The 24,374-nt window shown below is 43.5% G+C and carries 25 protein-coding genes; 2 read left to right on the forward strand and 23 right to left on the reverse strand.

Translation table 11 applies throughout. From position 1 onward, the window contains the following. The first annotated feature begins 5 nt into the window (after positions 1-5). Positions 6-1,703 (forward strand): recombinase family protein, encoded by a 1,698-nt coding sequence (locus ACR6HW_RS05080; RefSeq protein WP_455730080.1) that lies wholly within the window; start codon positions 6-8, stop codon positions 1,701-1,703. 36 nt (positions 1,704-1,739) lie between these two features. Here the strand turns inward: ACR6HW_RS05080 and ACR6HW_RS05085 are convergent, their stop codons facing one another. From ACR6HW_RS05085 to ACR6HW_RS05130, 10 genes are all read right to left on the reverse strand, one after another. Further along, positions 1,740-2,432 (reverse strand): acetylglutamate semialdehyde dehydrogenase, encoded by a 693-nt coding sequence (locus tag ACR6HW_RS05085; RefSeq protein ID WP_455730081.1) that lies wholly within the window; start codon positions 2,430-2,432, stop codon positions 1,740-1,742. Further along, entirely contained in the window at positions 2,429-2,776 is a 348-nt protein-coding gene (locus ACR6HW_RS05090) for a hypothetical protein (RefSeq protein WP_455730082.1), read from the reverse strand. The genes ACR6HW_RS05085 and ACR6HW_RS05090 overlap by 4 nt, the downstream gene beginning before the upstream one ends. Further along, positions 2,739-3,818 carry a hypothetical protein gene (locus ACR6HW_RS05095; RefSeq protein WP_455730083.1) on the reverse strand — a complete coding sequence of 360 codons (1,080 nt, stop codon included), beginning with the start codon at positions 3,816-3,818 and terminating at the stop codon, positions 2,739-2,741. The genes ACR6HW_RS05090 and ACR6HW_RS05095 overlap by 38 nt, the downstream gene beginning before the upstream one ends. A gap of 154 nt (positions 3,819-3,972) precedes the next feature. Then, positions 3,973-4,152, reverse strand: a complete 180-nt coding sequence (locus ACR6HW_RS05100) for a hypothetical protein (protein ID WP_455730084.1) — start codon at positions 4,150-4,152, stop codon at positions 3,973-3,975. A gap of 1,291 nt (positions 4,153-5,443) precedes the next feature. Beyond that, positions 5,444-5,725 carry a DUF2087 domain-containing protein gene (locus tag ACR6HW_RS05105; RefSeq protein WP_455730085.1) on the reverse strand — a complete coding sequence of 94 codons (282 nt, stop codon included), beginning with the start codon at positions 5,723-5,725 and terminating at the stop codon, positions 5,444-5,446. Positions 5,726-5,735: 10 nt separating this feature from the next. After that, positions 5,736-6,485, reverse strand: coding sequence for a DUF2087 domain-containing protein (locus ACR6HW_RS05110; RefSeq protein WP_455730086.1), 750 nt, complete (start codon positions 6,483-6,485; stop codon positions 5,736-5,738). Between the two features lie 405 nt (positions 6,486-6,890). Then, positions 6,891-8,084: a pyridoxal phosphate-dependent aminotransferase gene (locus ACR6HW_RS05115; protein WP_455730087.1), complete on the reverse strand. Its 1,194-nt coding sequence runs from the start codon at positions 8,082-8,084 to the stop codon at positions 6,891-6,893. A gap of 131 nt (positions 8,085-8,215) precedes the next feature. Next, positions 8,216-8,815 (reverse strand): histidine phosphatase family protein, encoded by a 600-nt coding sequence (locus ACR6HW_RS05120; protein ID WP_455730088.1) that lies wholly within the window; start codon positions 8,813-8,815, stop codon positions 8,216-8,218. 148 nt (positions 8,816-8,963) lie between these two features. Beyond that, the gene (locus ACR6HW_RS05125) at positions 8,964-10,049 is read right to left on the reverse strand and encodes an HD-GYP domain-containing protein (protein WP_455730089.1); all 1,086 of its coding nucleotides are present in this window, start codon (positions 10,047-10,049) and stop codon (positions 8,964-8,966) included. A 403-nt stretch (positions 10,050-10,452) separates the two neighbouring features. Beyond that, positions 10,453-12,240: an SLC13 family permease gene (locus ACR6HW_RS05130; protein ID WP_455730090.1), complete on the reverse strand. Its 1,788-nt coding sequence runs from the start codon at positions 12,238-12,240 to the stop codon at positions 10,453-10,455. 135 nt (positions 12,241-12,375) lie between these two features. Between ACR6HW_RS05130 and pepF the strand changes: the two genes are divergently transcribed. Next, positions 12,376-14,178 carry an oligoendopeptidase F gene (pepF, locus tag ACR6HW_RS05135; protein ID WP_455730091.1) on the forward strand — a complete coding sequence of 601 codons (1,803 nt, stop codon included), beginning with the start codon at positions 12,376-12,378 and terminating at the stop codon, positions 14,176-14,178. 89 nt (positions 14,179-14,267) lie between these two features. Here the strand turns inward: pepF and ACR6HW_RS05140 are convergent, their stop codons facing one another. From ACR6HW_RS05140 to ACR6HW_RS05200, 13 genes are all read right to left on the reverse strand, one after another. Then, complete coding sequence (locus ACR6HW_RS05140) at positions 14,268-15,038, reverse strand: CheR family methyltransferase (protein WP_455730092.1); 771 nt, start codon at positions 15,036-15,038, stop codon at positions 14,268-14,270. Positions 15,039-15,235: 197 nt separating this feature from the next. Continuing rightward, positions 15,236-16,321, reverse strand: coding sequence for a 30S ribosomal protein S1 (rpsA, locus tag ACR6HW_RS05145; RefSeq protein ID WP_455730093.1), 1,086 nt, complete (start codon positions 16,319-16,321; stop codon positions 15,236-15,238). Beyond that, positions 16,321-17,184, reverse strand: coding sequence for a 4-hydroxy-3-methylbut-2-enyl diphosphate reductase (gene ispH, locus ACR6HW_RS05150; protein WP_455730094.1), 864 nt, complete (start codon positions 17,182-17,184; stop codon positions 16,321-16,323). Before ispH ends, rpsA begins: the two co-directional genes overlap by 1 nt. 19 nt (positions 17,185-17,203) lie before the next feature. Next, positions 17,204-17,821, reverse strand: a complete 618-nt coding sequence (locus tag ACR6HW_RS05155) for a lysophospholipid acyltransferase family protein (protein WP_455730095.1) — start codon at positions 17,819-17,821, stop codon at positions 17,204-17,206. Next, entirely contained in the window at positions 17,818-18,480 is a 663-nt protein-coding gene (gene cmk, locus ACR6HW_RS05160; RefSeq protein WP_455730096.1) for a (d)CMP kinase, read from the reverse strand. Before cmk ends, ACR6HW_RS05155 begins: the two co-directional genes overlap by 4 nt. 173 nt (positions 18,481-18,653) lie before the next feature. Next, a complete protein-coding gene (locus ACR6HW_RS05165; protein WP_455730097.1) occupies positions 18,654-19,505 on the reverse strand; it encodes a MurR/RpiR family transcriptional regulator in 852 nt (283 codons plus the stop codon). Positions 19,506-19,530: 25 nt separating this feature from the next. Beyond that, complete coding sequence (locus ACR6HW_RS05170) at positions 19,531-20,070, reverse strand: 2-oxoacid:acceptor oxidoreductase family protein (RefSeq protein WP_455730098.1); 540 nt, start codon at positions 20,068-20,070, stop codon at positions 19,531-19,533. 20 nt (positions 20,071-20,090) lie between these two features. Further along, a complete protein-coding gene (locus ACR6HW_RS05175; RefSeq protein WP_455730099.1) occupies positions 20,091-20,906 on the reverse strand; it encodes a 2-oxoacid:ferredoxin oxidoreductase subunit beta in 816 nt (271 codons plus the stop codon). Continuing rightward, positions 20,906-22,039, reverse strand: a complete 1,134-nt coding sequence (locus tag ACR6HW_RS05180; RefSeq protein WP_455730100.1) for a 2-oxoacid:acceptor oxidoreductase subunit alpha — start codon at positions 22,037-22,039, stop codon at positions 20,906-20,908. Before ACR6HW_RS05180 ends, ACR6HW_RS05175 begins: the two co-directional genes overlap by 1 nt. Then, on the reverse strand, positions 22,039-22,248 hold the full coding sequence (locus ACR6HW_RS05185; protein WP_455730101.1) for a 4Fe-4S dicluster domain-containing protein: 210 nt from the start codon (positions 22,246-22,248) through the stop codon (positions 22,039-22,041). Before ACR6HW_RS05185 ends, ACR6HW_RS05180 begins: the two co-directional genes overlap by 1 nt. 180 nt (positions 22,249-22,428) lie before the next feature. Continuing rightward, the gene (locus tag ACR6HW_RS05190) at positions 22,429-22,839 is read right to left on the reverse strand and encodes a GNAT family N-acetyltransferase (protein WP_455730102.1); all 411 of its coding nucleotides are present in this window, start codon (positions 22,837-22,839) and stop codon (positions 22,429-22,431) included. 64 nt (positions 22,840-22,903) lie between these two features. Continuing rightward, positions 22,904-23,461, reverse strand: coding sequence for an SMC-Scp complex subunit ScpB (scpB, locus tag ACR6HW_RS05195; RefSeq protein WP_455730103.1), 558 nt, complete (start codon positions 23,459-23,461; stop codon positions 22,904-22,906). A 19-nt stretch (positions 23,462-23,480) separates the two neighbouring features. After that, positions 23,481-24,254: a segregation and condensation protein A gene (locus ACR6HW_RS05200; protein ID WP_455730104.1), complete on the reverse strand. Its 774-nt coding sequence runs from the start codon at positions 24,252-24,254 to the stop codon at positions 23,481-23,483. Between the last annotated feature and the right edge of the window lie 120 nt (positions 24,255-24,374).

Here is a 24,374-nt window from a genome sequence, read left to right on the forward strand (position 1 = left end):
TCTCCATGAAAAAAGCTGCGCTCTATGTACGTGTAAGCACCTTGCATCAAATTGATAAAGATTCCTTGCCATTTCAGCGTCAAGAACTTTCAAACTATGCAAGATACGCATTAGGTATCAATGAATATGAGATATTTGAAGATGCAGGGTACTCCGCTAAAAATACGGATCGACCTAAGTACCAAGAAATGATGAGTCGGATACATTCCGGTGAGTTCACCCACCTTGTCGTTTGGAAAATAGATAGAATATCCAGAAATCTTAAAGACTTCACACAGATGTATGACGATTTAAAAGAATGTGGCATTACTTTCATTTCAAAAAATGAGCAGTTTGACACCAGCTCTGCTATGGGGGAAGCAATGCTAAAAATTATTTTGGTTTTTGCAGAACTTGAAAGAAAGCTCACAGCTGAAAGAGTCTATTCTATCATGCTATCTCGTGCCGAAAAAGGACTATGGAATGGTGCGCCAGTCCCCTTAGGTTACAAGTTTGTCGACGACAACAAGTTCCCAGTCATTGATGAAGATGAAGCTAAAGCTGTTCGATTTATATTTGATGCTTATCTTGACACAAAGTCTACAAGTGAAGTCAAACACAGGCTAGAAGAAAATCACATTAAAACGAAACGCGGTAAGACGTGGACATCTAAAACTATTTCAGACATTTTAAGAAACCCTTTTTATATTGGTACTTATCGATATAACTATAGATATTCACCACATGGCAAAATTCGCCCTGAAAAGGACTGGGTTGTCGTAGAAGACAATCACCCTGCTATAATCTCAAAGTCTGTATACAGTAAAGCAAACGCTCAGCTAGATGCCAATCATAAAGCAAGAGGGGGCGATAGAACGCGGGGTAACCATACACATATATTTAAAGGTCTTTTCCATTGTGAAAAGTGTCATAAAAACTATATCGCTTCTGTAGATAGAAAACGGTCTGATGGCTATCGGCCTTCTTTTTATCGTTGCTATAACAACGTACACAGCAAAAAAAATTACAGGACTTGCAAAGGAGCTGTTTCTGAAGTGAAGATAGGCCCTTTTGTAATGAATTACATCGCCAACCTTGTTAAAGCAAATGAATATGTAAAGGCACGTGGCATCAATGCTGTAGAAAATGACATCGAAAAAATACTATTGACTGGAGAAGTCTTTTGCTCTGTTGCCGGGATCATTCCTAGCGACCTTAAAACTACTTTCGACATCTTGCTTAAAAATACAGGAGATATTCTCTTCTACAACACTGATACAAAAAAACCTAGTAATATTAGCTCTGAGCTCGATGCTTTAGAAGCCGAAAAGAAAAAGTTCGAACGTGCTTTCAAACGCCTCGACGACCTTTACCTTTTTGATGACAATGGACTGTCTGAAAAAGATTATCTAATCAAAAAGCGTGATCTCGATAAAAAGATTGAAACAATAAACTCAAAAATAAAAAAAAGAGCAATGGAATATGCTCGTAACATTCCTGGCCACGATATAGGATTTGTAAAAAAGGCATCACAATACCTTCTAGCTAACAATTTGCTAGACGAAGAAATTGACTATAACGAGATGGTGAAAGTCGTTGACAAAACACTCCTGCAAGACTTTATGCAGTATGTTGTTAAGAAAATTACCGTTAGAGAGGATAAAACTATCGAATCTATCGAGTTTTCAAATGGAATGCTCCATCGCTTTATCTACAAAAAATAAAAGAAATAGTCATGAGAATTTTGCATCTCATGACTATTATTTGTTCTCTGCTGGATGTGATTTTAAAAACTTTCTGAAGCAAGTGTCCAATCTTAGCGCATTTATTTTATTTTCAACTATTTCTAAAAAGTTCGATGATTCGTTCGCAATCATCTCAAACTCTTTAATTCCAAAATCGATTATTACATATCTCTCATCTGGATTTTCTTTATGCAAATAAAATTTCTTAATCAACCCAGCTCCGCTATACCACCCTTTTCCTGAAACGCCATGATAAGAGAATAGAATACCGAGTTTTATGTTATTAGTTATTAATAGAGAACAAAATTTCCCCAAGTAAGTTACATTTACTTTTTTGTTGTAATTTTTAGATTCACCAATAAACTGCTCAAAGCGTTTATCGACAACTCCCACCTCTGAGAGCGCTTTCCCTACTGGGGTTAGGTTAAATATATGATCTATTTCATTAGTTGAAGTGCGAATATTCTTATGGGAATCAAATAAGTTACCTGAAACTTTTAATAGGTAACTCGATAATTCTTCTAGTGCAGCGCCTTTTTCCTCGTTAGTAGCACTAGATGAATTTACACTCTTTAACTCCCCAAGAAGCTCTTTATACTTGTTCATCTGATGATCTGAAAACTTGCATAGCTCGCGATGTGAAAGCTTCTTATTTGCCTTCGTCAGTACCTCTATGGCTGCTGAAACCTCCTCATATGTATTACTCATATATCAACTACCCTAAAAATCATCACAGCATTTTCTACTCCAGATACTTCTTGTTCACAATTTTCACAATAAATCGTTTCTGGAATTTGGTTAAACACCTCAACAGTTTCTCCTGTCGACTTATGACAGCTCATGCACATAAGTTCATAGTAGATTTTAACTAGCCCCTCTGCTTCCATATCTAATAGTAAATTATAGACCTCAGTAATCGTAACATCAAACTTACGTTTGAGAGCTCCAGGGTAAATCCATTGTCCTTTTTTATACCTCGAAAAGAATAACGTAATTTTCTCTAATTCACTTTTATTAGCTATGTGTCGATTTGCAATCGTTTCTATTTTCACTAACGTACTTTGCAACACGATTCATCCTCTCCATCCCTATCAAATCATTATTCTTTAGGTGTTTAATCAAACAAAAACTGTATCCTAGATAATTGAACGTAAACTTTGTTTGCATGCATCTTTTAGCATTATCATCGCTCCAACTCAACTGAATCCAAGGATAATCAGACATTTCCTCTTTCTCATATATAAACTCTTCAAAGGCTTGTTTTAATTTTGGCACGGTATTAAACTCATCATCATGCTCTGATAAAAACAACTTGAGTTCATCAATAAAAGGAAGAACACGTTCTTCATTTTTACCTACATCTAGTTGTGCACTTCCACCACTACATAACATCATATACTGAGACACTAACCCGATTTCCTTGCAAGAATCGTCCTTTGCTTTTAATGTCATAAACTGCATGTCTACTGCTGTCATTTGGGCTCCAAACATGTACTTCATCTTCTCTAAGGTTTGCTTAATGAGATCTAAATAATACTTAGAACTAAATCTTGGATTTTTTAAGCTACCTCTCACACTGTCGAATCGAATCTCAATTAATTCGAGATTTTTATGAAATACAACTATTATCGGTAGTTTAAAAAACTCTTTATGTCCCTCTCCAGTATACCCAACATACAGCTTTGGGTACTTTAAAAATAAACGATCATCTTTTTCATACAAAATCGGCTGCTCTCCTGATTGAGAAGCAAATGCAGCTTCAGATTTAATGTCATCAAATCTTTTAACTTTTCTAGAGTTATTTATCTTGTGTATTAGCTCAGCAAAGTTATTCACTTCTAAAAATGTAGAGTAACTATAATCTTTCTCATATTCCCAAAGCTCATATGTCTTTATTGCAGAATCTGATTCTTCAATTATTTTTTGAATCTGAAAATAAGGCTCTCCACAAGGTATTTCTATCCGTCCCTCAGTGACTGGCTTCATCATAATCTGATCTGGAGTTGGTTTTATGTATGCATCACCGCTTTTTATAAATCGATTTTTTATATAAATTTTCATGTCTTTTGAATAGTTATTTTTAATTGTATCCAAGATATACTGCTTATACTCTGTCAGTTCCACGTATCCTCAACCTCTCTAAAAAAAATTAACAGCCAATTTATAGAATATTAACAACATAACTCATTCTAACATTTATTAGCATTCATTACTAGACAAAATCATAATTTAAAGAAGTCAAACTTATTTATCTTTTACATCTCACAACGTTCATCTGACAACCGTAGGTATGAGTAGACACGCGGCGTCTTCTGCCTGTTTCTGTGAAGTGTTGATCGTTCATATCCTTTACTCTAGCCATGATCTCATCGTTTTTATTTAAAATATCTTGGACAGATTCGATATTAATAGGTTCTCTTTTTGACATTTCATGTTCCTCCTCGTTTAAATCTTTTCTATTATATCAAATTTTCATGCTTTTGAAAGTGTCGAGCGTCCATATGGAAAAAAGTTCATGAAATGTTCATTCAAAATACAAAAGGCGGTACCTATTGGCGCGTATTGATGTGCGCCAGTAGGTACCGCCTTAGTGTGCTCGTGTCGTCGAATAGACTTTTTTTAAGTGACGCTGTCCAGCTTGGCTTTAAACCGCTTGAGAGCTGGTTAACTTAAACGATGACATGTTATTAGTGTAGAGGGACTTCCCTCGTTTCAATTGCTGAATTAACCGCAAGAGATAGTAAGGTGAGAGGCAGACGATTGCTTAAAGGCTTGTAAACTAAAATTCTTTTGTACACCACGACACCTTGGACAAAAATAATGTGGATTTTACTCTGCTTTTAGAAAGAACGTAATTTTGAGAATATTTAAATCGGCATGTCTACTACTTGTCATTATTTTCTCAATTTCAAGCTTATATGGCATTTAAGATAGTGTACTGTCTCGTTGAGATTTCAACGCCACAATGATGCATAGTAGATAAGCAGTTTTTTTAATTGTGAACGATACAGGATAAAAGTTTCCACTCATGCTATTTTTCTTTGGGATTATTGCAATAGCAATTTCAAAAGAGTACTATGATAATCAACAAATGCGTTTGCTATAGGCTCTTTAATAATTGGCATTTTAGCCTGTGTTTGCGCATTTCTCTCTATAATTTATCTGAAAACTGTGATCAGATTTGCGAACCACGTGAAAAGTGAGTAAGACTACAGTCGATTTAAACAAATTATTAGGAGGACCTTATGGAACTGGGTAACTTTGAAAAGTGGCATCCCTTTCAAATATCAGCGTTAATTATAACGTTGACACGGTTAAAATCGAAAATGGTGAACTGGTCGTTTTTTTTAATCCAGACATAGTCGAAAGCAAGCTAACAAGTGAAATGATTTCTTTTGTTATAAGGTTTGATGCCTTTCTTTGCTATCAAGTTACAAAAGAAAGTTTTCGAGAAGATTTGTGGATTAACGACCCAAATGCCGCATGGAACTTTTACAAAACCACGCAATCACAGTATATAGAATGTATGAAGTCAAAATGTATGCTTTTTCCAGATGACGTTGTTCACTATATTTTTATTGGTGCATCGTTGATTGTCGACGTAATTGTAGAAGCTAAAGCTAAGATACTTGTCACAAAGTCATGATATGACTAGGCTCACAGTTTTATAAAACTTCAAAAATCGACGCACTTTCTAAGAAAAACAGGCGACCGCCTGTTTAACTCTTCCGACAACGGTAATACACCGAACCGTCCTTTTCTCTTTTTAGGTACCCTTCATCTATAAGCCCACGCCGCAGCAAAAAATGGTCGCCAAATGTATGCGCTTTCATAAGCGCACAATTGACTTCAAATTCTGTATACGACGGTTTTGAATCAAACGCTTCTGTAAGATACTTGTAGATAAGATTCTGCTTAGAGCGCTTGCTTGGCCACAGTTTAACGCGGCCTTCATCATCGAGAAAACGATCGACAATTTTGCGTTCTTCTTGAGTCAACATCACTACCCTCCTATTCTTTTAGCCAATACGCGGAGCCGTCGTCGACGCGATCCAAAAAGCCGTATTCTATCAGATAGCGCCGAATGGTCACATAGTCTGAGTAAATGGTCTCGAGAATCGCGTTGAGTTCTGACTCTGTGTATGTTCTGTTTTTTTCTAAAATAGATGTAATTTTTCTTAAAATAACCAATTTCTTTTTTTCCTTTGACGAAAAAGTCTTGAGCTTTAACGGCTCAATGGATATGAAAAACTTTTCAAGTATTTCACGCTCTTCATCCACCGTCAAAGCGTATCGGTCATCGACCATAGTCGCATGAGCATGCACCGGCACCAGCGCGTCGCCTTTGCTCTCATTGTCAAAAATGAGCGCGTTTAATGCCAGCACCATTTTAGCTTGTCTAGCTTTTGCCTTCATTGCAAAACGCGTTTGACGCACAGTGGAAGGTGCGAGCTGCAAGTCCGATGCAATTTGCTTGTCAGACTGTCCGCTTGCCATTCGCACAAGTATAGTCTTCTGTCTTTCTGTTACAACAGCGTATTTTTTATCTGCTTCGAGCAAAACAGTTATTGCACCGCCATGCACAGATTCCACATGGTGCGCCACTTGTTTTTCCGCCGTGTAAAACCGACCTTCAATCTGAAAAATTTCAAGCCTATCGAACTGCGCGCCGCAGACCGTACATTGGTAATCGCCAGATTCCAACTCAACATACCCCTTCGTCAGTTCCTCGACCGTTAAGTCATCCAGTTTGTAATTCATAAACGCCTCGCTTTCTATAAACAAATTATATTCTTGTTTATTTTAAATGTCAACACAATTTTAACTTGTTTGTTTTCAGGTAGACAAATGCTTTAATGTTTTTTTTGGGGACGGTTCTTTTGTGCCATCGACTGTTCTCATCACCGCCAAAGTGTTGCTATTTCAGTTTTCCTACATGATAGCCCCCCAAATGAGCGGTTTAGTAGCATCAAAGGAAGCGGCGTTTTGCCATATAGCCTACATCGCCACAACCCCTTAACGCCAATTGTTAAAGAATTTTAAAATGTAAAATTTTAGTGAATTCCGGCACAAAAGAACCGTCCCCAAAAGAATTATAAGAAAAACCTCTGGGCACACAGCCCAGAGGTTTTATCCTTGTCCTTTTATCCTTGTCCTTTTCCCATTCTATTTGTACTTTGCGCAAAAATCGGCAATGCGCTTTAAGCCTTCTTCAATATTGGCCATGCTCGTCGCATAAGAGAGGCGGATAAATCTGTCGACGCCGAAAGCGATTCCCGGAATAACCGCCACTTTCATTTCCTCTAAAAGAGCCGTTGCAAAATCTATAGAGCCTTCTATCGCCTCGCCGCCGACTGTCTTGCCGAAGTAATTTGAAACATCGATCATGACGTAGAAAGCCCCTTCAGGTTCTACACAAGAAATGCCGTCGATGCCCTTAATCGTCTTCACCATGTATTGTCTACGCTCATCAAAGGCCTTGCGCATCTCTTCAATTGGCGCCTGATTGCCATTTAGAGCTTCGACGCTGGCATACTGTGCAATCGTGTTCGGATTTGATGTGGCATGCGATTGAACATTGCTCATAATTTTGGTAATTTCTTTAGAGCAGGCGGTGTAGCCAATGCGCCATCCCGTCATTGCATATGCCTTGCTGAGGCCGTTGACCACAATCGTTCTTTCGTAAAGCGCCTCTGAAAGACTTGCGATGCTCACGTGTTCTACGCCGTAGACGAGTTTTTCATAAATTTCATCAGAAATAATATAGAGGTCGTGTTTCACGGCGACATCTCCGATTGCCTGAAGTTCCTCTTTGGTATAAACCGCACCGGTAGGGTTGTTCGGGCTGTTGAGTAAAATCGCCTTGGTCTTGTCTGTAACTGCCGCTTCGATTTTATCTGCCGATACCTTGAACTTGTCCTCTGGTGATGCCGTTACCAAAACAGGCGTCGCATCGGCAAGTTTGGTCAATTCGTAATAGCTTACCCAATATGGTGACGGAATAATAACCTCGTCTCCCGGGTTGCAAATCGCCTGTAATGTGTTGGCAAGAGAGTGCTTTGCACCGTTTGAAACGACAATTTGAGACGGTTCATAAGTGAGTCCGTTGTCTCTTTTAAGCTTGTTGCAGATAGCTTTTTTAAGCTCCGGAAGTCCGGAAGCCGCCGTGTAGCCGTTGCCGCCTTTTTCAATGCGCGCAATAGCAGCGCTGCGAATATATTCAGGGGTGTTGAAGTCAGGTTCTCCTGCGCCGAAGCTCACGACGTTCACGCCGTCTGCTTTCATTTGCTTTGCCTTTGCTGTAATGGCAAGTGTCATCGACTCGGCGATGGCCTGATTTTTTACCGATAAAGCCTTCATGTTTACCTCCACCTTTTTTGCTAAGTTTTAGTCACTGTTATTATACCAATGTCTCTGGCTTTCGTACATAAATTAAAACATTCAATTGACTGCTTTTATTTTGAAAAATAAAGCGATTTTCAGATACGGGTTTAAATTTTAACATAATGCCCTTTGCCGACTTTTCGATACACCACTGGGGTGACATTTGGCGCCACTGTCATAGAGGCAACCGCGTCGACGGTTTGATTCTGAAAGTAAATCTCCATCATCATCAACGTTACGCCATGGGTCATCACAAAAACCTGCTTAGGCGTTTCGGCGTCGGCGTACTGAGCCTCAACAGACTCAATAAACGCGGCAACCCGTTCAAACAACGCCTCGTATGTTTCAGCGCCCTCTTTTTGAAAAGCCCTCGGGTTGTTGTAATACGCGTCGAACAGTACCGGCTCCATTTGGGCGATTTCGTCGACGCATTTACCCTGCCAGTTCCCGAGTTTAATTTCGGCAATTCTCGGGTCGCGCACAGCTATTTCTAGGGCCTCCGTATCCAACACCAACTCTAGCGTCTTCACTGCGCGCATACTCGGCGACACGTAGATGGCGTCAAAAACCGAGGCTTCTACTTGTCTGCCCAGCGCCATCGCCGCGCGAACCCCCGCCTCTGTCAGAGGTGAGTCAAAACTGCCTTGAATCCGCTTTTCCGCGTTCCACTGCGTTTGACCATGCCTCACCAAATACCATACCATCATCTAGCGCCTCCTCTACTCGTACTCATGTCTGTCATATGCACCTCTGTTGTGTCCAACTCAATTTACTTCACCGTCGAGCCTCCCGAGAAAGGTCTTCAAACTGCAACACATGCCTAAAACGAACTAAAGCCACACATTCTGCGCGGCTTCAGTAGGAATCTATAATACGATACGTTAAATTTTCAGATAAATCCACATCAAAATACAATTTCGTATAGTGCTTGCTCTCAGGTGTAAACACTCTAATCACAGGGCTTTCGGGATACAGTTTGTTCTGGTGAAGAACAATCCCACGATGTCCCGTATTGAGAATAACACCTGTACCCGTCGGGTAAATACAAATGTGCTTAGCAAAGCTCTCCATAATGTCTTTGTCAAAGTGTTTGTCACCGAGATGTGTAATTTCACGGTACACTTTGTCGGGTGCAGAGCGCTTTTGATAGACGCGGTCGTTGGACATGGCGTCGTACACATCCGCAACGGCGACAATGCGAGCGAAGAGCGGAATCTTCGTACGGTCGAGTCCGTATGTGTACCCACTGCCGTCGTATTTTTCATGATGGTAAAGTGCAATCTGCGCACTTTCCTCAGGAAAACCGGCGTCGATTAAAATTTGATACCCGTACAGCGTATGCTTTTTTACTTCCGCATATTCTTCCGGCGTCAGTTTGGAAGGTTTGTTCAGGATCTCATCTGGTATCATTACTTTGCCGATGTCGTGCAATATGGCGCCCATTCCCAAATTTAAAAGCGCTTCATTAGTAAGCTCGAGTTCAATACCGATAATCAGGGACAAGACCCCGACGTTTACGGAATGGTGGTACGTGTAATCATCCACAGACCTGAGCTGTGACAACGAGAACACAAAATCTTTTCTGTCAAGCAGTTGATCTAAAATCTCTTCGACAATAGCTGTAATCTTTCGTATATCTGTGTGGCCAAGTGATTTAAACCGAACCATCATCTTCTTAATCTGTGCGTGTGCATGCGATCTCGTTCTATCGTGTATGATGTCTTTTAAATTTAAGGACTTCGTTATCTCTTCAATCGATTCTTGTGCCATAGTTCCGTCATCTTCAATGTATACTTCAGTTACTCCCGCTTCCTTGAAGCGCGTTGTATATTGCGTTCGATACGCACTGCCTTTCTTAAGCAAAAGGACGCCGTCGTTGCCATATACATCTTGCGCAATGATCGCACCAGGAGATACGCCACTTAAAAAATGTTTATGCATGTCCCCCACCATATTTCATATTTTTATCAGGAAATAAATGCACCATTGAGATATGCATACGCAAAATAGTCTCAATTAAAGAGACTATCCTCGTATACTATTCAAATTTGGATACATATGATTGGTCAAATACAATTTTAACCCTAAAACACATTTCCTGAATAAGAGACATCTGTCCTTACTTAAAGAAATCACATTTAAAAAACTCTTACAATATCGATGCCTATATAGATGCCACATCCCCATTATATTGTGTTATTGTATGCACTGGTACAAATATGCAATTTCTTTACCCATTAAGAAAATAAAAAATATCTCCCTACTCCACTTTATTCTATTTTACATAAAAATGCAACTTCTTTTAAAATAATTTTCATAAATTTACTTCATCAATTGTGCAGGGCTACATTTGGAAGAACCAATAAATTGATAACGTTCCTATCATTAGGATTATCAAAGAAAGCGGCAACCCCATTCGCCAATAATCTCCAAATTTATAGCCACCAGGTCCCATAATCAACGTGTTGGACTGATGACCTATCGGCGTTAAAAAAGCACATGATGAAGCCACGGCAACGGCCATGAGCATGGGATCTACCGATATGCCCATTTGGTGAGCAAGGCGTATGGCAATAGGCGCCATAATCACCGCTGCAGCGGCGTTGTTAATCAGATTGGTCAGCCCCATGGTCAATGCCATCAACACGGCAATCATCAAAATCGGGGAGCGGTTCGACTCCAACGTGAAAAGCAGCTGTGCAATCAAATCGGCCCCCCCTGTATTCTCTAGGGCCTTGCCAATGGGAATCATTGCACCGAGCAACATGATGACCGGCCATTCTATAGCGTCGTAAAATTCTTTTAACGTCAAAATCTGAAAAAATACCATCCCAATGGCCGCTGCTGAAAAAGCGATTTCTACCGGTAGAAGCCCTGTGCTGATGCACACCACCGACGCGGCAAAAAGCAAGCCCGCCAGCCAACTCTTGCGTTTGATAAACAGGCTGTTCTCTTCCACCCCTCGGTTTGCCAAGGGCAAACAACGCAATTTTGTCAATACTTCGCGTATAGCAGGTCGCTTGACTTGAATTAGTAAAACGTCGCCTGCCTTAAATCGGAATTGCTTCAGCCGCTTAACAGAGGCATGTCCTTTCCTCGATACAGCCACGAGGTTAACACCGTAGTTTTGGCGCATAGAAAGCGTCTCCGCCGTCCTATGGATTAAAACCGAATCATCCTTCACCACAACTTCTATCAAAGCGTAGTCGTCGCTGTTGAGCATTTTACCAGAGTCCTTTTTACTGAACTCAGAGCCTTTGATTTTAAGCCGCGTCTTTTGAATACAGCGCGTGATTTCGCCGTGATCGGCTTTGACCAATAGGACGTCGCCGACTTCAAGGCGTTCACTGCCCAACGGCGCAATAATGTTCCGCGTCTGGCGCGTAATCCGCAGGATGTTGAGATCGAGGCCAAAAGTAGTTTTAAAAGCCTTTAGTGCCTTGCCGGCTATTTTGCTCTCTTGAGACACCACCATTTCAATCAAATACCCTTCGATGCTAAACGCGTCAACAGTATCATCGGGCTTCTCTCGTCTGGGAATTAAGCGCCAACCGTAAAGCGACACAAAGGCAATGCCAAAAACGGTTACTGTAACCCCCACTTTAGAGAAACTGAAAAACTGAAACGGCGCGCCGGTTTCTTCAGCGCGTATCATCGAAATGATTAAGTTTGGCGGCGTGCCGATTTCGGTAATTAAACCGCCGAGCAACGAGGCAAATGCCACGGGCATTAAGAGGTAAGACGGTGAAATATCGTCGTTTTTTGCGATTTGTAGCGCAATAGGCATCACGAGGGCCAAAGCGCCTACGTTGTTCATAATGCTGGACAGAACAGCTGTCAACACCATGAGACCGGCAATCTTGTAGCCCATGCGACCACCTGTGCCGTCGAATACGGCCACGAGTTTCCCTATCGTCCCCGCCTTAATAAGCCCCTGGCTGACGATTAAAATCGCCACAACGGAAACAACTGCCGGGTGACTAAACCCTTGAAAAGCTTCTTCGGTAGGCACGACGCCAAGCAAAGTCAAGAAAATCAAACCGCTGAGCGCAATGATGTCATAACGTACCGGACCGAGGGCAAATCCTATGAGCATCATCACAATGACGCCAAATAAAAGCCACATCGTCATCTGTTGTCGCCTCCTTTCAAATAGACGCTTTCTTTCGATTTTATCAGACTATTTGATTTTTTCAATCGATATGTTAAAATAAGAATATTAAGGGGCTCGAAATAATAAGCGCCCCGATGTTGAAAGGAGATTCCCGTGAAAGAAAGACTGAAACGAAACGAAGTGCCTGCTCAGCAAACTTGGAACCTTGCCGATCTCTTCACCTCGGAAGATCAATGGCAGCAAACACTCGACGCCACCTTGCGCGAAGTCGAGGCGTTTTTAACGTACGAAGGTCGACTTTGCGAAAGCGGTAAAACGCTTCTAGAAGCTATTGAACGCTACGCTACACTCTATGAAAAAATTACGAAACTCGGTACCTACACGAGTTTGAAACAATCAGAAGACGGCACCAATCCCGAGAACCAGAGCAGGAGCATGCAGTTCTCAAGCGCTATGTCCACCGTCTCTGCCAATCTGTCTTTTTTCAATTCTGAAATACAGAAGCTCTCTGAGTCCGAGTACGCCCAATTGCTGTCCTCTGAACCGGGCCTGGCACCTTACAAGTGCTTTCTCGACGACCTCATGGCCGATAAGAAGTACCAGTTGTCCCCTGAAACAGAGAAAGTGCTGGCGTCCCTGGCCGGTTTCCTAAGTGCGCCTTATCGCATCTACGGCGTCAGCAAATCTGCCGATATGACTTTTGACAGCGTTCAGGACGGAGAGGGACACACGCTTCCGAACTCTTTTGCCCTCTTTGAGAACAAGTATGAGTTCTCGACAAATACCGTTTTGAGACGCAACGCATACGAGGCGTTCAGCAAGACGCTGAAGCAATACAGCAACACGTATGCCGCCGTCTATGCAGCAGAAGTGGGCAAGCAAGTGGCACTGAGCCGCGCACGCGGTCACGAAAGCGTTTTTCACATGCTCTTGCACGACCAAAAAATCCCTTACGACATGTATCGCAAGCAAATTGAACTCATCTATACGGAACTCGCCCCTCATATGCGAAAATACGCCTGTCTGAAGCGCGAACAGCTCGGTCTTGATGAAATGCGCTTCTGCGACTTAAAAGCGCCTCTAGACGCAGATTTTGCGCCTCCAGCGACCTATGAGGAAATAGAGACTGTCATCACCGACGCCCTCGCGATTTTAGGGCCCGACTACCAAGCGATTATCAAGCGCGCTTTTAGCGACCGCTGGATCGATTACTGCGACAATGTGGGCAAGTCCACCGGTGCGTTCTGTTCGTCTCCATATGGCGTACACCCGTACATCTTAATCAGCTACGACGCCAATATGCGATCGGCGTTTACTTTGGCGCACGAGTTGGGTCACGCCGGTCACTTCCAGCTCGCCATGAATGCGCAGAACATTTTCGACCTCAGACCGTCGACTTACTTCGTGGAAGCGCCGTCGACAATGAACGAAATGCTCCTCGCCGAGCACTTGATGGCAAAAGACGACACGCCGCGCATGAAGCGCTGGGTTATTTTACAGCTTATGGGCACCTATTACCACAACTTTGTCACCCATTTGCTCGAAGCGGAGTACCAACGTCGCGTTTACGAATTTGCTGAAGCAGGGAAGCCGCTTACTGCCGCTCTTCTCACAGCGACTAAGCTCGACGTGCTCAGAACGTTCTGGGGCGATGCCGTCGTCATCGACGACGATGCAGGGCTCACTTGGATGCGCCAACCGCACTACTACATGGGGCTCTACCCTTACACGTATTCTGCCGGACTCAGCGCTGCCACTGCCGTTGCTAAAAAGATTTTCAAAGAAGGTGCCCCTGCTGTTGAAAAATGGTTGGAGACACTTAAAACAGGCGGTGCGTTACCACCACACGAACTCCTAAAGAAAGCGGGCATCGACATGAGTACGCCTGAGCCGATACGCGATGCCGTTCAATACGTGGGCGAACTGGTCGACACACTCGTAGAACTCTTTGAATAGGTCTTGTTAGACCAAAGATTAAGAACAAAACCATCAAAAAAACGCCGTACGGCGTTTTTTGTCATTTATAGAACCCCATGGACTACGGGTTACGCTTTGTAATAGAAAAACGTTTTGTTGGACTCGAAGTTGTAACGCTGAGGCTGTATGATTTGTTCTGTACTGCCCACGAAGAAATAACCACCGGGCACCAACGCACTGTAGAAGTTCTTATACATTTCGTCCTTGGCTTCTTCAGTAAAGTAAATCATGACATTTCGACACACAATCATATCGTAACCTTTTGGATAGGTATCTCTCAGCAAATTCATCTTCTTGAACTCGACGCATTTTTTAACTTCATCCTTTATGCGGTAGCCCTTCCCAACTTGCTCAAAGAACTTGTCCACATACGCTTTCGGCACATTCTTGACACTTTTTTCATTGTACATGCCGATTTGTGCTTTTCTAAGCGCTTCTTCATCGAAGTCCACCGCGAGAATTTTAATGTCCTTTAGAGGCAAAAACTCGCTGAGACACATCACCAGTGAATAAGGTTCTTCACCGGTTGAACACGCCGCAGACCAAATTTTAGGCCGCTTGTTGCGCTTTAGGATTTCTGGGAAAACCTCTTGACGCAACGTCTCCCATTGGCCGGGATTTCGGTAAAATTCCGATACGTTAATGGTCAAGTAGTTGACGAACTCGTCAAAAATCACTTTGTCCGTATCCAGTTTTTTATAGTAGGCTTCGAAACTCGTCAGGCCGTGACGCGTAATCAGCGACTCAATTCTGCGCTTCATTTGTCTTTCTTTGTACAGCGATAAGTCCAACTTTGTCTTCTTCAATATCTGTTCTTTAAATTTTTCATAACCTTCCATAAACGCATCCCCCATACTTATATTCAGTCGCCGGTACCACTTGATGTACCGCGTCTAAGCAATTTAACAACCATCACATTTATATCCGTATTTTGACGATTTAAGCATTTTATCGTGAAACTTTACTCTAATTTCATATGGATACGAAATAAGGCTGTTGACAATGTCAACAGCCTTTAGTCGATGAATCGACAGGATTACTCTGCATCTTCTTCTTGGTTGACTTCTTTCATAGAAAGCTTTACTTTCTTTTCATCGATAGCGTACTCAAGAATTTTAACTTCTACCATTTGGTTAACTTTTAAGACGTCTGTCGGCTTTTCAACATGCTCTCTTGCAATGTGTGAAACGTGAACGAGACCTTCGATACCCGGCTCGAGTTCAACAAACGCACCGAAGTCTGTTAAGTTCACCACTTTACCAGTGTAAACAGCTTCTGTATCGTACTTCTCTTCAAATCTAGACCAAGGCTCTTCTGTCAATTGCTTGATACTTAAAGAAACCTTATTTTCTTCTTTGTTGAGGTCGATAATCTTCACGTCGATTTTGTCGCCGACTTTAACGAACTCAGAAGCAGGTTTGATTCTACCCCAGCTCATTTCAGTAACGTGTACAAGACCGTCCATGCCGCCGATGTCAACGAACGCACCGAAGTTTGTAATGCGCTTCACTTCACCTTCTACGACTTTTCCGATTTCGATGCTCTTCCAGAACGCTTCTCTTTGCGCTTGCTTTTCTAAGATAGCAAACTCTTTATGAGAGAACACTGCTCTTCTCTTTTGCTTGTTGATCTCAATGATTTTAACTTTAAGTGTTTGACCGACATACGGTTTAAGGTTTTTAACGAAACGGTCAGACAATTGAGACGCAGGGATGAAACCTCTGATCTCTTTGTAGAATGCAATTAAGCCGCCGTTAACAGAATCTGTTACTGTTACGTCGATTGCTTCGTCTTTTTCGTTTAACACTTCGAGCTCGCTCCAGTGCTTGTCTAAGTTTACTTTTCTAAGCGACAATAAGATATTGCCTTCACCGTTGTCATGGCTTACGACGAAAACGTCAATTTCTTCGCCCGCTTTGAATTTGTCTCTTAAATCTAAATCTGCTTCTTTGCTCACTTCATTTTTAGGAATCACACCATCAGATTTATAACCAATGTTTACGATGATAACATCTTCGTTAACTTGAATAATGCTGCCTTTAACAACCGAGCCCTTTCTTGGAATTTTTAGTGACTCCTCGATTTGCTCCATCATTTCAGCCATTGAACTATGATTTTCCATCAAAAAAATACCTCGCCTTCATTTTCTATTTTAAGGACAACAGATTGAATTATCCAGTCCGGTGTTGATGCACCGGCGGCAATCCCGATTGTAGATGCGTCTTGCCATTCTGAACCCTTGAGGTCGTCCTTAGTTTCAATATGGATGGTTCTTACTTTCTCACTACAAATTTTAACCAGCTTCGTCGTATTGGAACTGTGCTTACCGCCGATGACAATCATCAAATCGACTTTTTCAGCGAGTGTTCGGCAAGCGTTTTGGCGCTGCTCTGTCGCCAGGCAAATGGTGTTGTGTATCACGACGTTTTGAAAAGACTCTTGGAAAACCGTTTCAATGGCCTGCCACTTTTCAAGGTTAAAAGTCGTCTGCGCTACAACGCAGACCGGCTGTGTTTTGTCTTCTATGGACGCAATGACGTCGATGTCTGCGACAACTGTAGCACGATTGTCGCACCAGCCGTTGATGCCGATGACCTCCGGGTGTTCTGCATCGCCTACTATGACGATACGGTACCCTTTTGAGGCATATTCTGAGACCGTTTTGTGGATTTTTTTCACATAGGGACACGTGGCATCTTTTAAAAGAATCCCCCGACTTGCCGCCGCATCGTACACGTCTTTTGGCGCACCGTGCGACCGCACCACAACACAAGTGTCTTCATTACTATTATCGGGTAAATCGGGAATTTTATCAATGATTTTCACACCTTTTTCGGCATAAAATTCTGTGACTTGCGCGTTGTGGATAATAGGACCGAGGGTGTACACCTTCTCAGCAGATGTCGCCACGATTTCGTCAAGAATCTGAGTCGCTCTTTTGACACCGTAACAGTAGCCCGAGTACTCAGCAATTAATATTCTCATAGTAAACCTCGTTATTGTATCATATTTCTTTAGGTTTGTCTAGTGACTCTGTATTTCTTTTTGCATAAATTTGAAGCATTAACTCTTTTGCCAATGTATCCATCGTCTCTTGAGGGACTTTTTGACCGCGATAGGCCTCTAGGGTCATCGGCGGGTGAATGGTGACATAAAGTGGTTTGAACTTTTTAAAAGAACCGCTAATCGATATGGGTAAAATCGGCGTTTCCGTCCTTAGAGCCATCATCACCACTCCGGATTTTACAGGAAGCGGCACGTTGCCGCTGTTGCGTGTTCCCTCTGGAAACAATGCCAAATTGCCGCCCTCTTTTAATACTTTCAGCGCGTTTTTAATGGCCTTTAAATCGTTGGCTTCCCGATCGACGGGGAAGACGCCTATAGACGATAGAAACCAAGCCACAATTTTAAAGCGAAACAACTCCTTTTTCGCCATAAAGCGCATCGGCTTCGGAATGATGCCGCCGATGACGATGGGATCGCGCCAGTCCATATGGTTGGCACAAATGCAGTAATGTCCATTGGGGTCGAAATGTTCCATCCCTTCTACCCGCAGTTTATAAAAGAGTCTGTAGTAAAAGTGGGCCCCCTTTCGGCACACGGTGTAAAGCCACTTTTTCATAGCTCGGCTCCTTCTCTGACCACATCGACGATGTGCTCGACAACTTGGTCGATGGTCATTTGCGTCGTATCGACCAGTACCGCATTCTCAGCCTGTGTCAATGGCGCGTGTTCGCGTTCACTATCGATTTTATCGCGCCTTTCAATGGCACTCTGTATCGACTCTAAATCGCATTGTTCACCCTTCTCCAAAAGTTCGGCAAAACGTCTTTTGGCGCGCTCAGCTACTGACGCGACTAGAAAAAACTTAAAAGGGGCGTTTGGCAACACATTGGTTCCGATGTCACGCCCTTCCATAATCACCGACTGTTCTGCGGCGATGGCCCGTTGTAACGCCTTCATTTTTTCACGTACAGGCAAGAAAGCCGCTACATAAGACACCTTTTGGCTGATGTCCGATTGCCGAATGGCCTGAGTGACTTCTGCATCACCTACCCACACGGAATCGGCACGCATATCCAATTCAAACGATTTAAGCGCCGTCAGCGCATCGGCCTCTGATGTAACGTCGAGCTTCAAATGACACATGTACCACGTAAGCGCTCTATACATAGCCCCTGTGTCTAGGTATACAATCCCCAGAACTTCTGCGACACGTCGCGCAACGGTGCTCTTCCCCGAGCCCGCAGGGCCGTCGACAGCTATCTGAATGGTTTTCATCTGTTTAATCTCCTTTAAATGTTCTTAACCTCACTCCTTCTAGTATACCCAATTCTGTCTGGGGAATCAATTGCAGGATATGGATTTCCCATTTAAAGGCACGCCCCTCAAGGGCGAAAAACGAAAAAAGAGGTGGCGTCAAAAGCAAGGTCTGCTTTTGATGCCGCCCCCATTTATTTAATTTCGTAAACGCCGTAGTCTTCCCAAATGTGTTCGAGCTTGTCCAAGCTGTCCTCAACCCCTTCTTTCTTATTGCTGATGCCGACGATTAATGCGTTGATAAGGCTCATCGGCGCCACAAAAGAGTCGATAAAGGTGTCCATGGTGTACTTGGCGGTAAGACAATAAGGCGTTTTGGCATACAGTGGCGAATTGGCACCGTCTGTTATGCCGAGAATCGTAATGTCGTTTTTGATGGCATAGTCCACACAGTCATAGGTGCGCTTTGAGTAACGCGGAAATGAAAGCGCAATAAGGACATCCTCTTCTGACATATGAAGAAACTGGTCGTAAACATTTTGAGTTGATTCCTTGATGATGTGCAAGTTGGGCAAAATGTAGTTGAGATAGAACCCGAGGTAATTTGCGAGAACAGAAGAACTTCTCAGCCCGATGATGTACACTTTACGCGCCTCTATGATTTTATCCACAAAGATGTTCATCAGCGTCTCATCAAACTGCTCGATGGTGTGGCGAATATTTTCAATGTCGCCAATCATCACTTTTTTCAGTTGCTCCTGTTCAATAGCATCTTTAGAACGTTCAAAACGTTGAACCGTCGTCAAACGCGTCTTAATGGTGTCCTGCAGCTCTCTTTGGAGTTCCGGATACCCCGAGTAGCCAATGGCACAGGCGAACCGCACCACTGTGGATTCACTGATGTTGACTTTTTTCCCGAGGCGCGACGCCGTCATAAACGCCACTTTGTCGTAATTTCCCAAGATGTAGTCTGCAATTTTCTTATGGCTTTTACTCAACATGTTGTACTGGCTCTTAATTCTTGCGAGTAAATCTGTATTTTCCATGCACCCACCACTCTATTTTTATTCTTTACTGATTGTTAATCAACTCTAAGCCTTTTTCCAAAGCGAGTTTGTTTAAATCCTCTGTTCCCTTTGGAATTCTGTTTAAAATCGCTTCTACTAAGCTTTCTTTCGTCACCACGTTGCTCACACCGACGATTACGCCAAGCGCTACGATGTTGGCGACAATCTCTTTGCCGACTTCATTGCGCGCTGTCTTTAGGATTGGCAATCTGATAATCTTTGCCGCTTTGATGTCCTCAGACAACACGATGGACTCGTCGACGATTAAGATGCCGTTTTCATCGATGTCGTGTGCGTACTTATCACTGGCCACCTGTGTCAGCGATAAAGACATGTTCGGAATGGTTACTTTCGGGAAGTCGATGGCGTCCTCGCTGATGATAACTTCCGCTTTACTGGCGCCGCCACGCGCTTCTGGTCCGTAACTTTGCGTTTGGATAGCGTTTTTTTGATCTTTTATAGCCGCTTCTGCTAAAATGATGCCGGCGGTGATTAGACCTTGTCCACCGGAACCCGATAATCTCAATTCAAATTGCTTGTTCATCGCTTTTTCTCCTTTGCGTTCTACTTTTGGAAACGTTCAATAATCCCCTCGTAAAGTTCCGTGTACTCAGCTTCTTGAACATCGATGAACTCGCCCATTAAATGCTTGCCCGCTTTCTTTTCAGGCGGCAATTTCTCTGCAACTTTGTGGTCGACAAAGCTGTCTTTTAGCCAAGTCATCATATCTACAGCCGACCCTTTTTTGTTTTTTCTGCCGTAGTACGTCGGGCAGACTGAAATCGCTTCCACAAAAGAGAACCCTTTGTGCTTAACCGCTTTTTCAATGTACTTGTCCAACTGGTTAACGTGGTAAACTGTAGATTTTGCCGCGTAGGTCGCGCCTGCACCCATAGCCAGCTTCGCGATGTCGAAACAGCGGTCGATGTTGCCGTAAGGCGCCGTCGTCCCTTTTTCATTGGTAGGCGTCGTCGGAGAATACTGTCCGCCTGTCATCCCGTAGATGTTGTTGTTGAAACAAATCGTCGTAATGCCGATGTTTCTTCTTGCAGCATGAATCAAGTGGTTGCCGCCGATTGCCGAAAGGTCGCCGTCACCGGCGATAACGATAACTTCGAGTTCGGGATTGGCGAGCTTGACGCCTGTGGCAAAAGCAAGCGCTCTACCGTGCGTCGTGTGCAATGTGTTAAAGTCCATATAGCCCGGTGCTCTAGAGGAACAACCGATACCGGAGACGATACACACTTTGTCTTTATCTAAACCGAGCTTTTCAATCGCTCTGGTAATCGACGCCATAACGATGCCGTGGCCACAGCCCGGACACCAGATGTGCGGCAATTTTTCTGTTCTGAAAAAATGATCAACTAATGGATGTTGCATTATAGTACCTCCTTGAACTTAGCCATCAAGCCTTCCGGTGTGATGATTTCGCCATTGGCTTTGCCGTAGAATCTCACGTCGCATGCACCTTTCACAACGCGCTCTACTTCCAGCTTAATTTGACCGTAGTTAAGCTCTGTTACGAGAATGTCTTTTAAACCGTCCGTGTACTTGAGCAGTGCCTCTTCTGGGAAAGGCCACAGTGTAATCGGTCTGAATAAACCGACCTTGATGCCCTCTGCTCTAAGCGCTTTAACAGTCGCTTTAGCTGTTCTCGCAGTACCGCCGTATGCTAAAATCGCATACTCTGCATCGTCCATGTAAAGCGTTTCGAAATCGATGATGTCGTCTTTGTAGTCCACGACTTTTCGCATCAATCTGTCCATCGCCTTTTGAGCGTTCTCAGTACTGTTGCTCGGGAAGCCCGTTTCATCGTGCATCAATCCCGTCACGTGGTATCTGAAACCGCTGCCGAAGTCCGCCATCTTAGGTACGATGTCGCCTTCTTCAACTCTATATGCAAGGTAGTCCGATCCCGCTTCTGGCTTCTTGCGCGTAAACACTTCAACCTCAGAAGGATCTGGAATCTCAATTTTCTCTCTCATGTGACCTGTAATTTCATCTGTTAATAAAATAACAGGCGTTCTGTATTTTTCCGCCAAGTTAAATGCGCGGATGGTTAAATCAAATGTTTCTTTTACGGAGTCCGGCGTCAGACAGATAACTGGGTGATCGCCGTGTGTGCCCCACATCGCCTGCATAACGTCACCTTGTCCAGGTGCTGTTGGAAGACCTGTACTCGGGCCGCCACGTTGTACGTTGACGATAACGAGGGGAATTTCTGTTAATGCTGCGTAACCGATGTTTTCCTGTTTGAGTGAAAAACCCGGTCCCGATGTTGCTGTCATAGATTTTAAACCGGTTAAAGATGCGCCAATTGCCGCTGCAATACCGGCGATTTCATCTTCCATTTGAATAAATTTCCCGCCAACTTTAGGCAGCATAACGGAAGACAGTTCTGCGATTTCCGTCGAAGGTGTAATCGGGTATCCGGAGTAGAATTTCATCCCCGCCATGATGGCGCCTTCTACACACGCTTCGTTACCTTGAAGAAATTTCACTTGCTTAGCCATTACTCCTTACCTCCTAAAAATATCGCGAAATCAGGACAACGCATTTGGCACATACCGCACTTAATGCAGTTTTCTCTGTCGAGCATTTCTACTTTTCCATACTCGTCAAATCCCAATACTTTTTTAGGACAAAATGCTACGCAAATGCCACAACCTTTACACCATGCCTTGTTAATGTGAATGGTTAAATTTTCTCTATTCTCAGCCATTGCAAAAACCTCCTTTGCTCTATTTAATGATAGCATAGGAAAATCATTTTGCAAGGTTTATTTCATTTTTTCATTTAAAATTAATAACTATGCAATTTCACCGTCATTTTGTATATTTGGCTATTCGTATTCCTGTATACATTTCGAGACAGGAAATAATTGATAACAGTTTAACAATCTTTATCGCCCTCTGCACGGTCTTAAAAAGAACGCCGGCAGCTCCACGCGCCAATTCCCATCAACTGTCAAGTCAAATGCTTCGAACTTGTAAAACGGCACCAAGGCTTCGTTGTAGCAAAAATGCACTTCGGTCACGCCGGCCCTGTCCAGTTGGTTCAGCGTCGCTCGAATCATCCCGTCTCCCAGACGCTGCCTGCGCTCGCCGGGCACAATGTAGAGCCACTTGACCTCTGCCGCTGACCGATTCTCCTTTTGGTACGCGTAAAGTGTTGCGCCTAGGAGTCTGCCTCGCTCTTCTGCGAGGAACACCTCGTCCACTGCCTCTAAGTCCGGTGCCTCTATTACTTGTTTTTTCATCCACGCTTCCACCTGCAGTCTGTCTTCAAATGTCGCCTGTCTAAACTGTATCATTTGCCCCTCCTTTAAACGCGAAAGAGCGCCTTCACTAAAAGCGCCCACGCTGCATGCAGCCCTTCTATTCTGCTCCGGCGTCCCGATTCAAAAACAAAGCCTCACCATCTTCAAGTGCCGGCAGCTCTTTCAGTGTCTTAAAACCGAAACTCTTTAAAAACATATCTGTCGTCCCATAAATTTGGGGCCTTCCGATTTTCTCGAGACGTCCTTTTACTTCGACGAGCTCTCGATCTATCAGTCCCTGTAGCACACTCTCACTGCTAACGCCCCGAATTTGCTCAATATCCAGCTTCGTTATCGGCTGTTTGTAAGCGATAATGGCGAGAACTTCTAGTGCCGAGGCCGAGAGGCCCTTGCTTTTCGTCTGTTTGCACAATTGTTCAATGTACGCGTAGTTTTCTTTTCGCGTCGCCAATTGGTATTGCTTGTTGACTTCTATCAGTTGGATGCCGCGCTCTTCCGACGCGTACGACGCCTTCATGTCTGCCAGTATTCCGGCGACGACACTGCTCTTTTCATCGAGAATTTTAGCTATTTTTCCGAGACTTAAAGGCTCTCCCCAGACAAATAGCAACGACTCGATGACTGAACGGTAATGCTTTTCTTTTTCAGGTGTCATCCCCTCACGTCCTCTCCATTTAGACTTCAACCGACTCGACGCGCCTTTGAATCGTCAGTTCATCAAAGAGCCGCGGTTGGTCGATACAAATTACTTTCAGTTTCAGCAACTCCAGCAGCGCCAAAAATGTGACCACCACTTCTTCTTTGGTCTTGGCGTCGCCAAAGAGCTCTGAAAAGGTGAATTGTGCCTTTGACGCCAGCTGTTCGTTTAAAAAATCGATTTTCTCCTCAACAGTAAACTTGTCCCTGCGTATGCGGTTAAAAAACGCTTTGCGGTTCTCGTCAAATCGATTGATTTTCTGAATCAGGCGCTTCACAGCCGCCACTAGGAGGTCTTCTTCAAGTGAAGCATTGAGCTCTTCGTTGCTAAGGGATTTCGTATACGGCGACAGTTCTTCCTGTCCCTTCATGACGACTTCATCCAAATGCCCTTCGCTCTTTTGAAGCGCCAGCGATGCCTCTTTAAACGCTTTATAGGTCACCAGCCTTTGGATCAGTTCGGCACGCGGGTCCTGACCGTCGAAATCAAACGCTTCTTCATCGCCTGAATCGGGGAGAAGCATTTTAGACTTTATTTCCAAAAGCGTTGCCGCCATTACGAGAAACTCTGTCGTTAGTTCGAGATCGAGTTCCTGCATTTCAGACATAATCTCGAGGTACTGATCGGTGATTTTCATAATCGGAATTTCCGAAATGGCCACTTCTTCCCGCGCAATTAAATTCAGCAATAAATCCAGCGGGCCCTCAAATGCTTCAATTTTTATTTCTATTTTTTTCTTCTCAAATGCCATGCTTTCACCTTCCAACGCCGTAAATACACTTGCCCTTCATTGTATCAAAAAAGAGCGGTTGCCGCAACGCCTAGCGCACTGTCTCGTTCACCATAAAAAAACCAGCGGTAACGGCGCATA

This window comes from Fusibacter sp. JL298sf-3 (assembly GCF_053842995.1).

Excerpts from the sequence above, each read along its gene's own strand:
- ACR6HW_RS05080 (WP_455730080.1), top strand. The coding sequence starts at position 6 with ATGAAAAAAGCTGCGCTCTATGTACGTGTAAGCACCTTGCATCAAATT.
- ACR6HW_RS05085 (WP_455730081.1), bottom strand. The coding sequence starts at position 2,432 with ATGAGTAATACATATGAGGAGGTTTCAGCAGCCATAGAGGTACTGACG.
- ACR6HW_RS05100 (WP_455730084.1), bottom strand. The coding sequence starts at position 4,152 with ATGTCAAAAAGAGAACCTATTAATATCGAATCTGTCCAAGATATTTTA.
- ACR6HW_RS05105 (WP_455730085.1), bottom strand. The coding sequence starts at position 5,725 with ATGTTGACTCAAGAAGAACGCAAAATTGTCGATCGTTTTCTCGATGAT.
- ACR6HW_RS05110 (WP_455730086.1), bottom strand. The coding sequence starts at position 6,485 with ATGAATTACAAACTGGATGACTTAACGGTCGAGGAACTGACGAAGGGG.
- ACR6HW_RS05115 (WP_455730087.1), bottom strand. The coding sequence starts at position 8,084 with ATGAAGGCTTTATCGGTAAAAAATCAGGCCATCGCCGAGTCGATGACA.
- ACR6HW_RS05120 (WP_455730088.1), bottom strand. The coding sequence starts at position 8,815 with ATGATGGTATGGTATTTGGTGAGGCATGGTCAAACGCAGTGGAACGCG.
- ACR6HW_RS05125 (WP_455730089.1), bottom strand. The coding sequence starts at position 10,049 with ATGCATAAACATTTTTTAAGTGGCGTATCTCCTGGTGCGATCATTGCG.
- ACR6HW_RS05130 (WP_455730090.1), bottom strand. The coding sequence starts at position 12,240 with ATGACGATGTGGCTTTTATTTGGCGTCATTGTGATGATGCTCATAGGA.
- ACR6HW_RS05140 (WP_455730092.1), bottom strand. The coding sequence starts at position 15,038 with ATGGAAGGTTATGAAAAATTTAAAGAACAGATATTGAAGAAGACAAAG.
- rpsA (WP_455730093.1), bottom strand. The coding sequence starts at position 16,321 with ATGGAAAATCATAGTTCAATGGCTGAAATGATGGAGCAAATCGAGGAG.
- ispH (WP_455730094.1), bottom strand. The coding sequence starts at position 17,184 with ATGAGAATATTAATTGCTGAGTACTCGGGCTACTGTTACGGTGTCAAA.
- ACR6HW_RS05155 (WP_455730095.1), bottom strand. The coding sequence starts at position 17,821 with ATGAAAAAGTGGCTTTACACCGTGTGCCGAAAGGGGGCCCACTTTTAC.
- cmk (WP_455730096.1), bottom strand. The coding sequence starts at position 18,480 with ATGAAAACCATTCAGATAGCTGTCGACGGCCCTGCGGGCTCGGGGAAG.
- ACR6HW_RS05165 (WP_455730097.1), bottom strand. The coding sequence starts at position 19,505 with ATGGAAAATACAGATTTACTCGCAAGAATTAAGAGCCAGTACAACATG.
- ACR6HW_RS05170 (WP_455730098.1), bottom strand. The coding sequence starts at position 20,070 with ATGAACAAGCAATTTGAATTGAGATTATCGGGTTCCGGTGGACAAGGT.
- ACR6HW_RS05175 (WP_455730099.1), bottom strand. The coding sequence starts at position 20,906 with ATGCAACATCCATTAGTTGATCATTTTTTCAGAACAGAAAAATTGCCG.
- ACR6HW_RS05180 (WP_455730100.1), bottom strand. The coding sequence starts at position 22,039 with ATGGCTAAGCAAGTGAAATTTCTTCAAGGTAACGAAGCGTGTGTAGAA.
- ACR6HW_RS05185 (WP_455730101.1), bottom strand. The coding sequence starts at position 22,248 with ATGGCTGAGAATAGAGAAAATTTAACCATTCACATTAACAAGGCATGG.
- ACR6HW_RS05190 (WP_455730102.1), bottom strand. The coding sequence starts at position 22,839 with ATGATACAGTTTAGACAGGCGACATTTGAAGACAGACTGCAGGTGGAA.
- scpB (WP_455730103.1), bottom strand. The coding sequence starts at position 23,461 with ATGACACCTGAAAAAGAAAAGCATTACCGTTCAGTCATCGAGTCGTTG.
- ACR6HW_RS05200 (WP_455730104.1), bottom strand. The coding sequence starts at position 24,254 with ATGGCATTTGAGAAGAAAAAAATAGAAATAAAAATTGAAGCATTTGAG.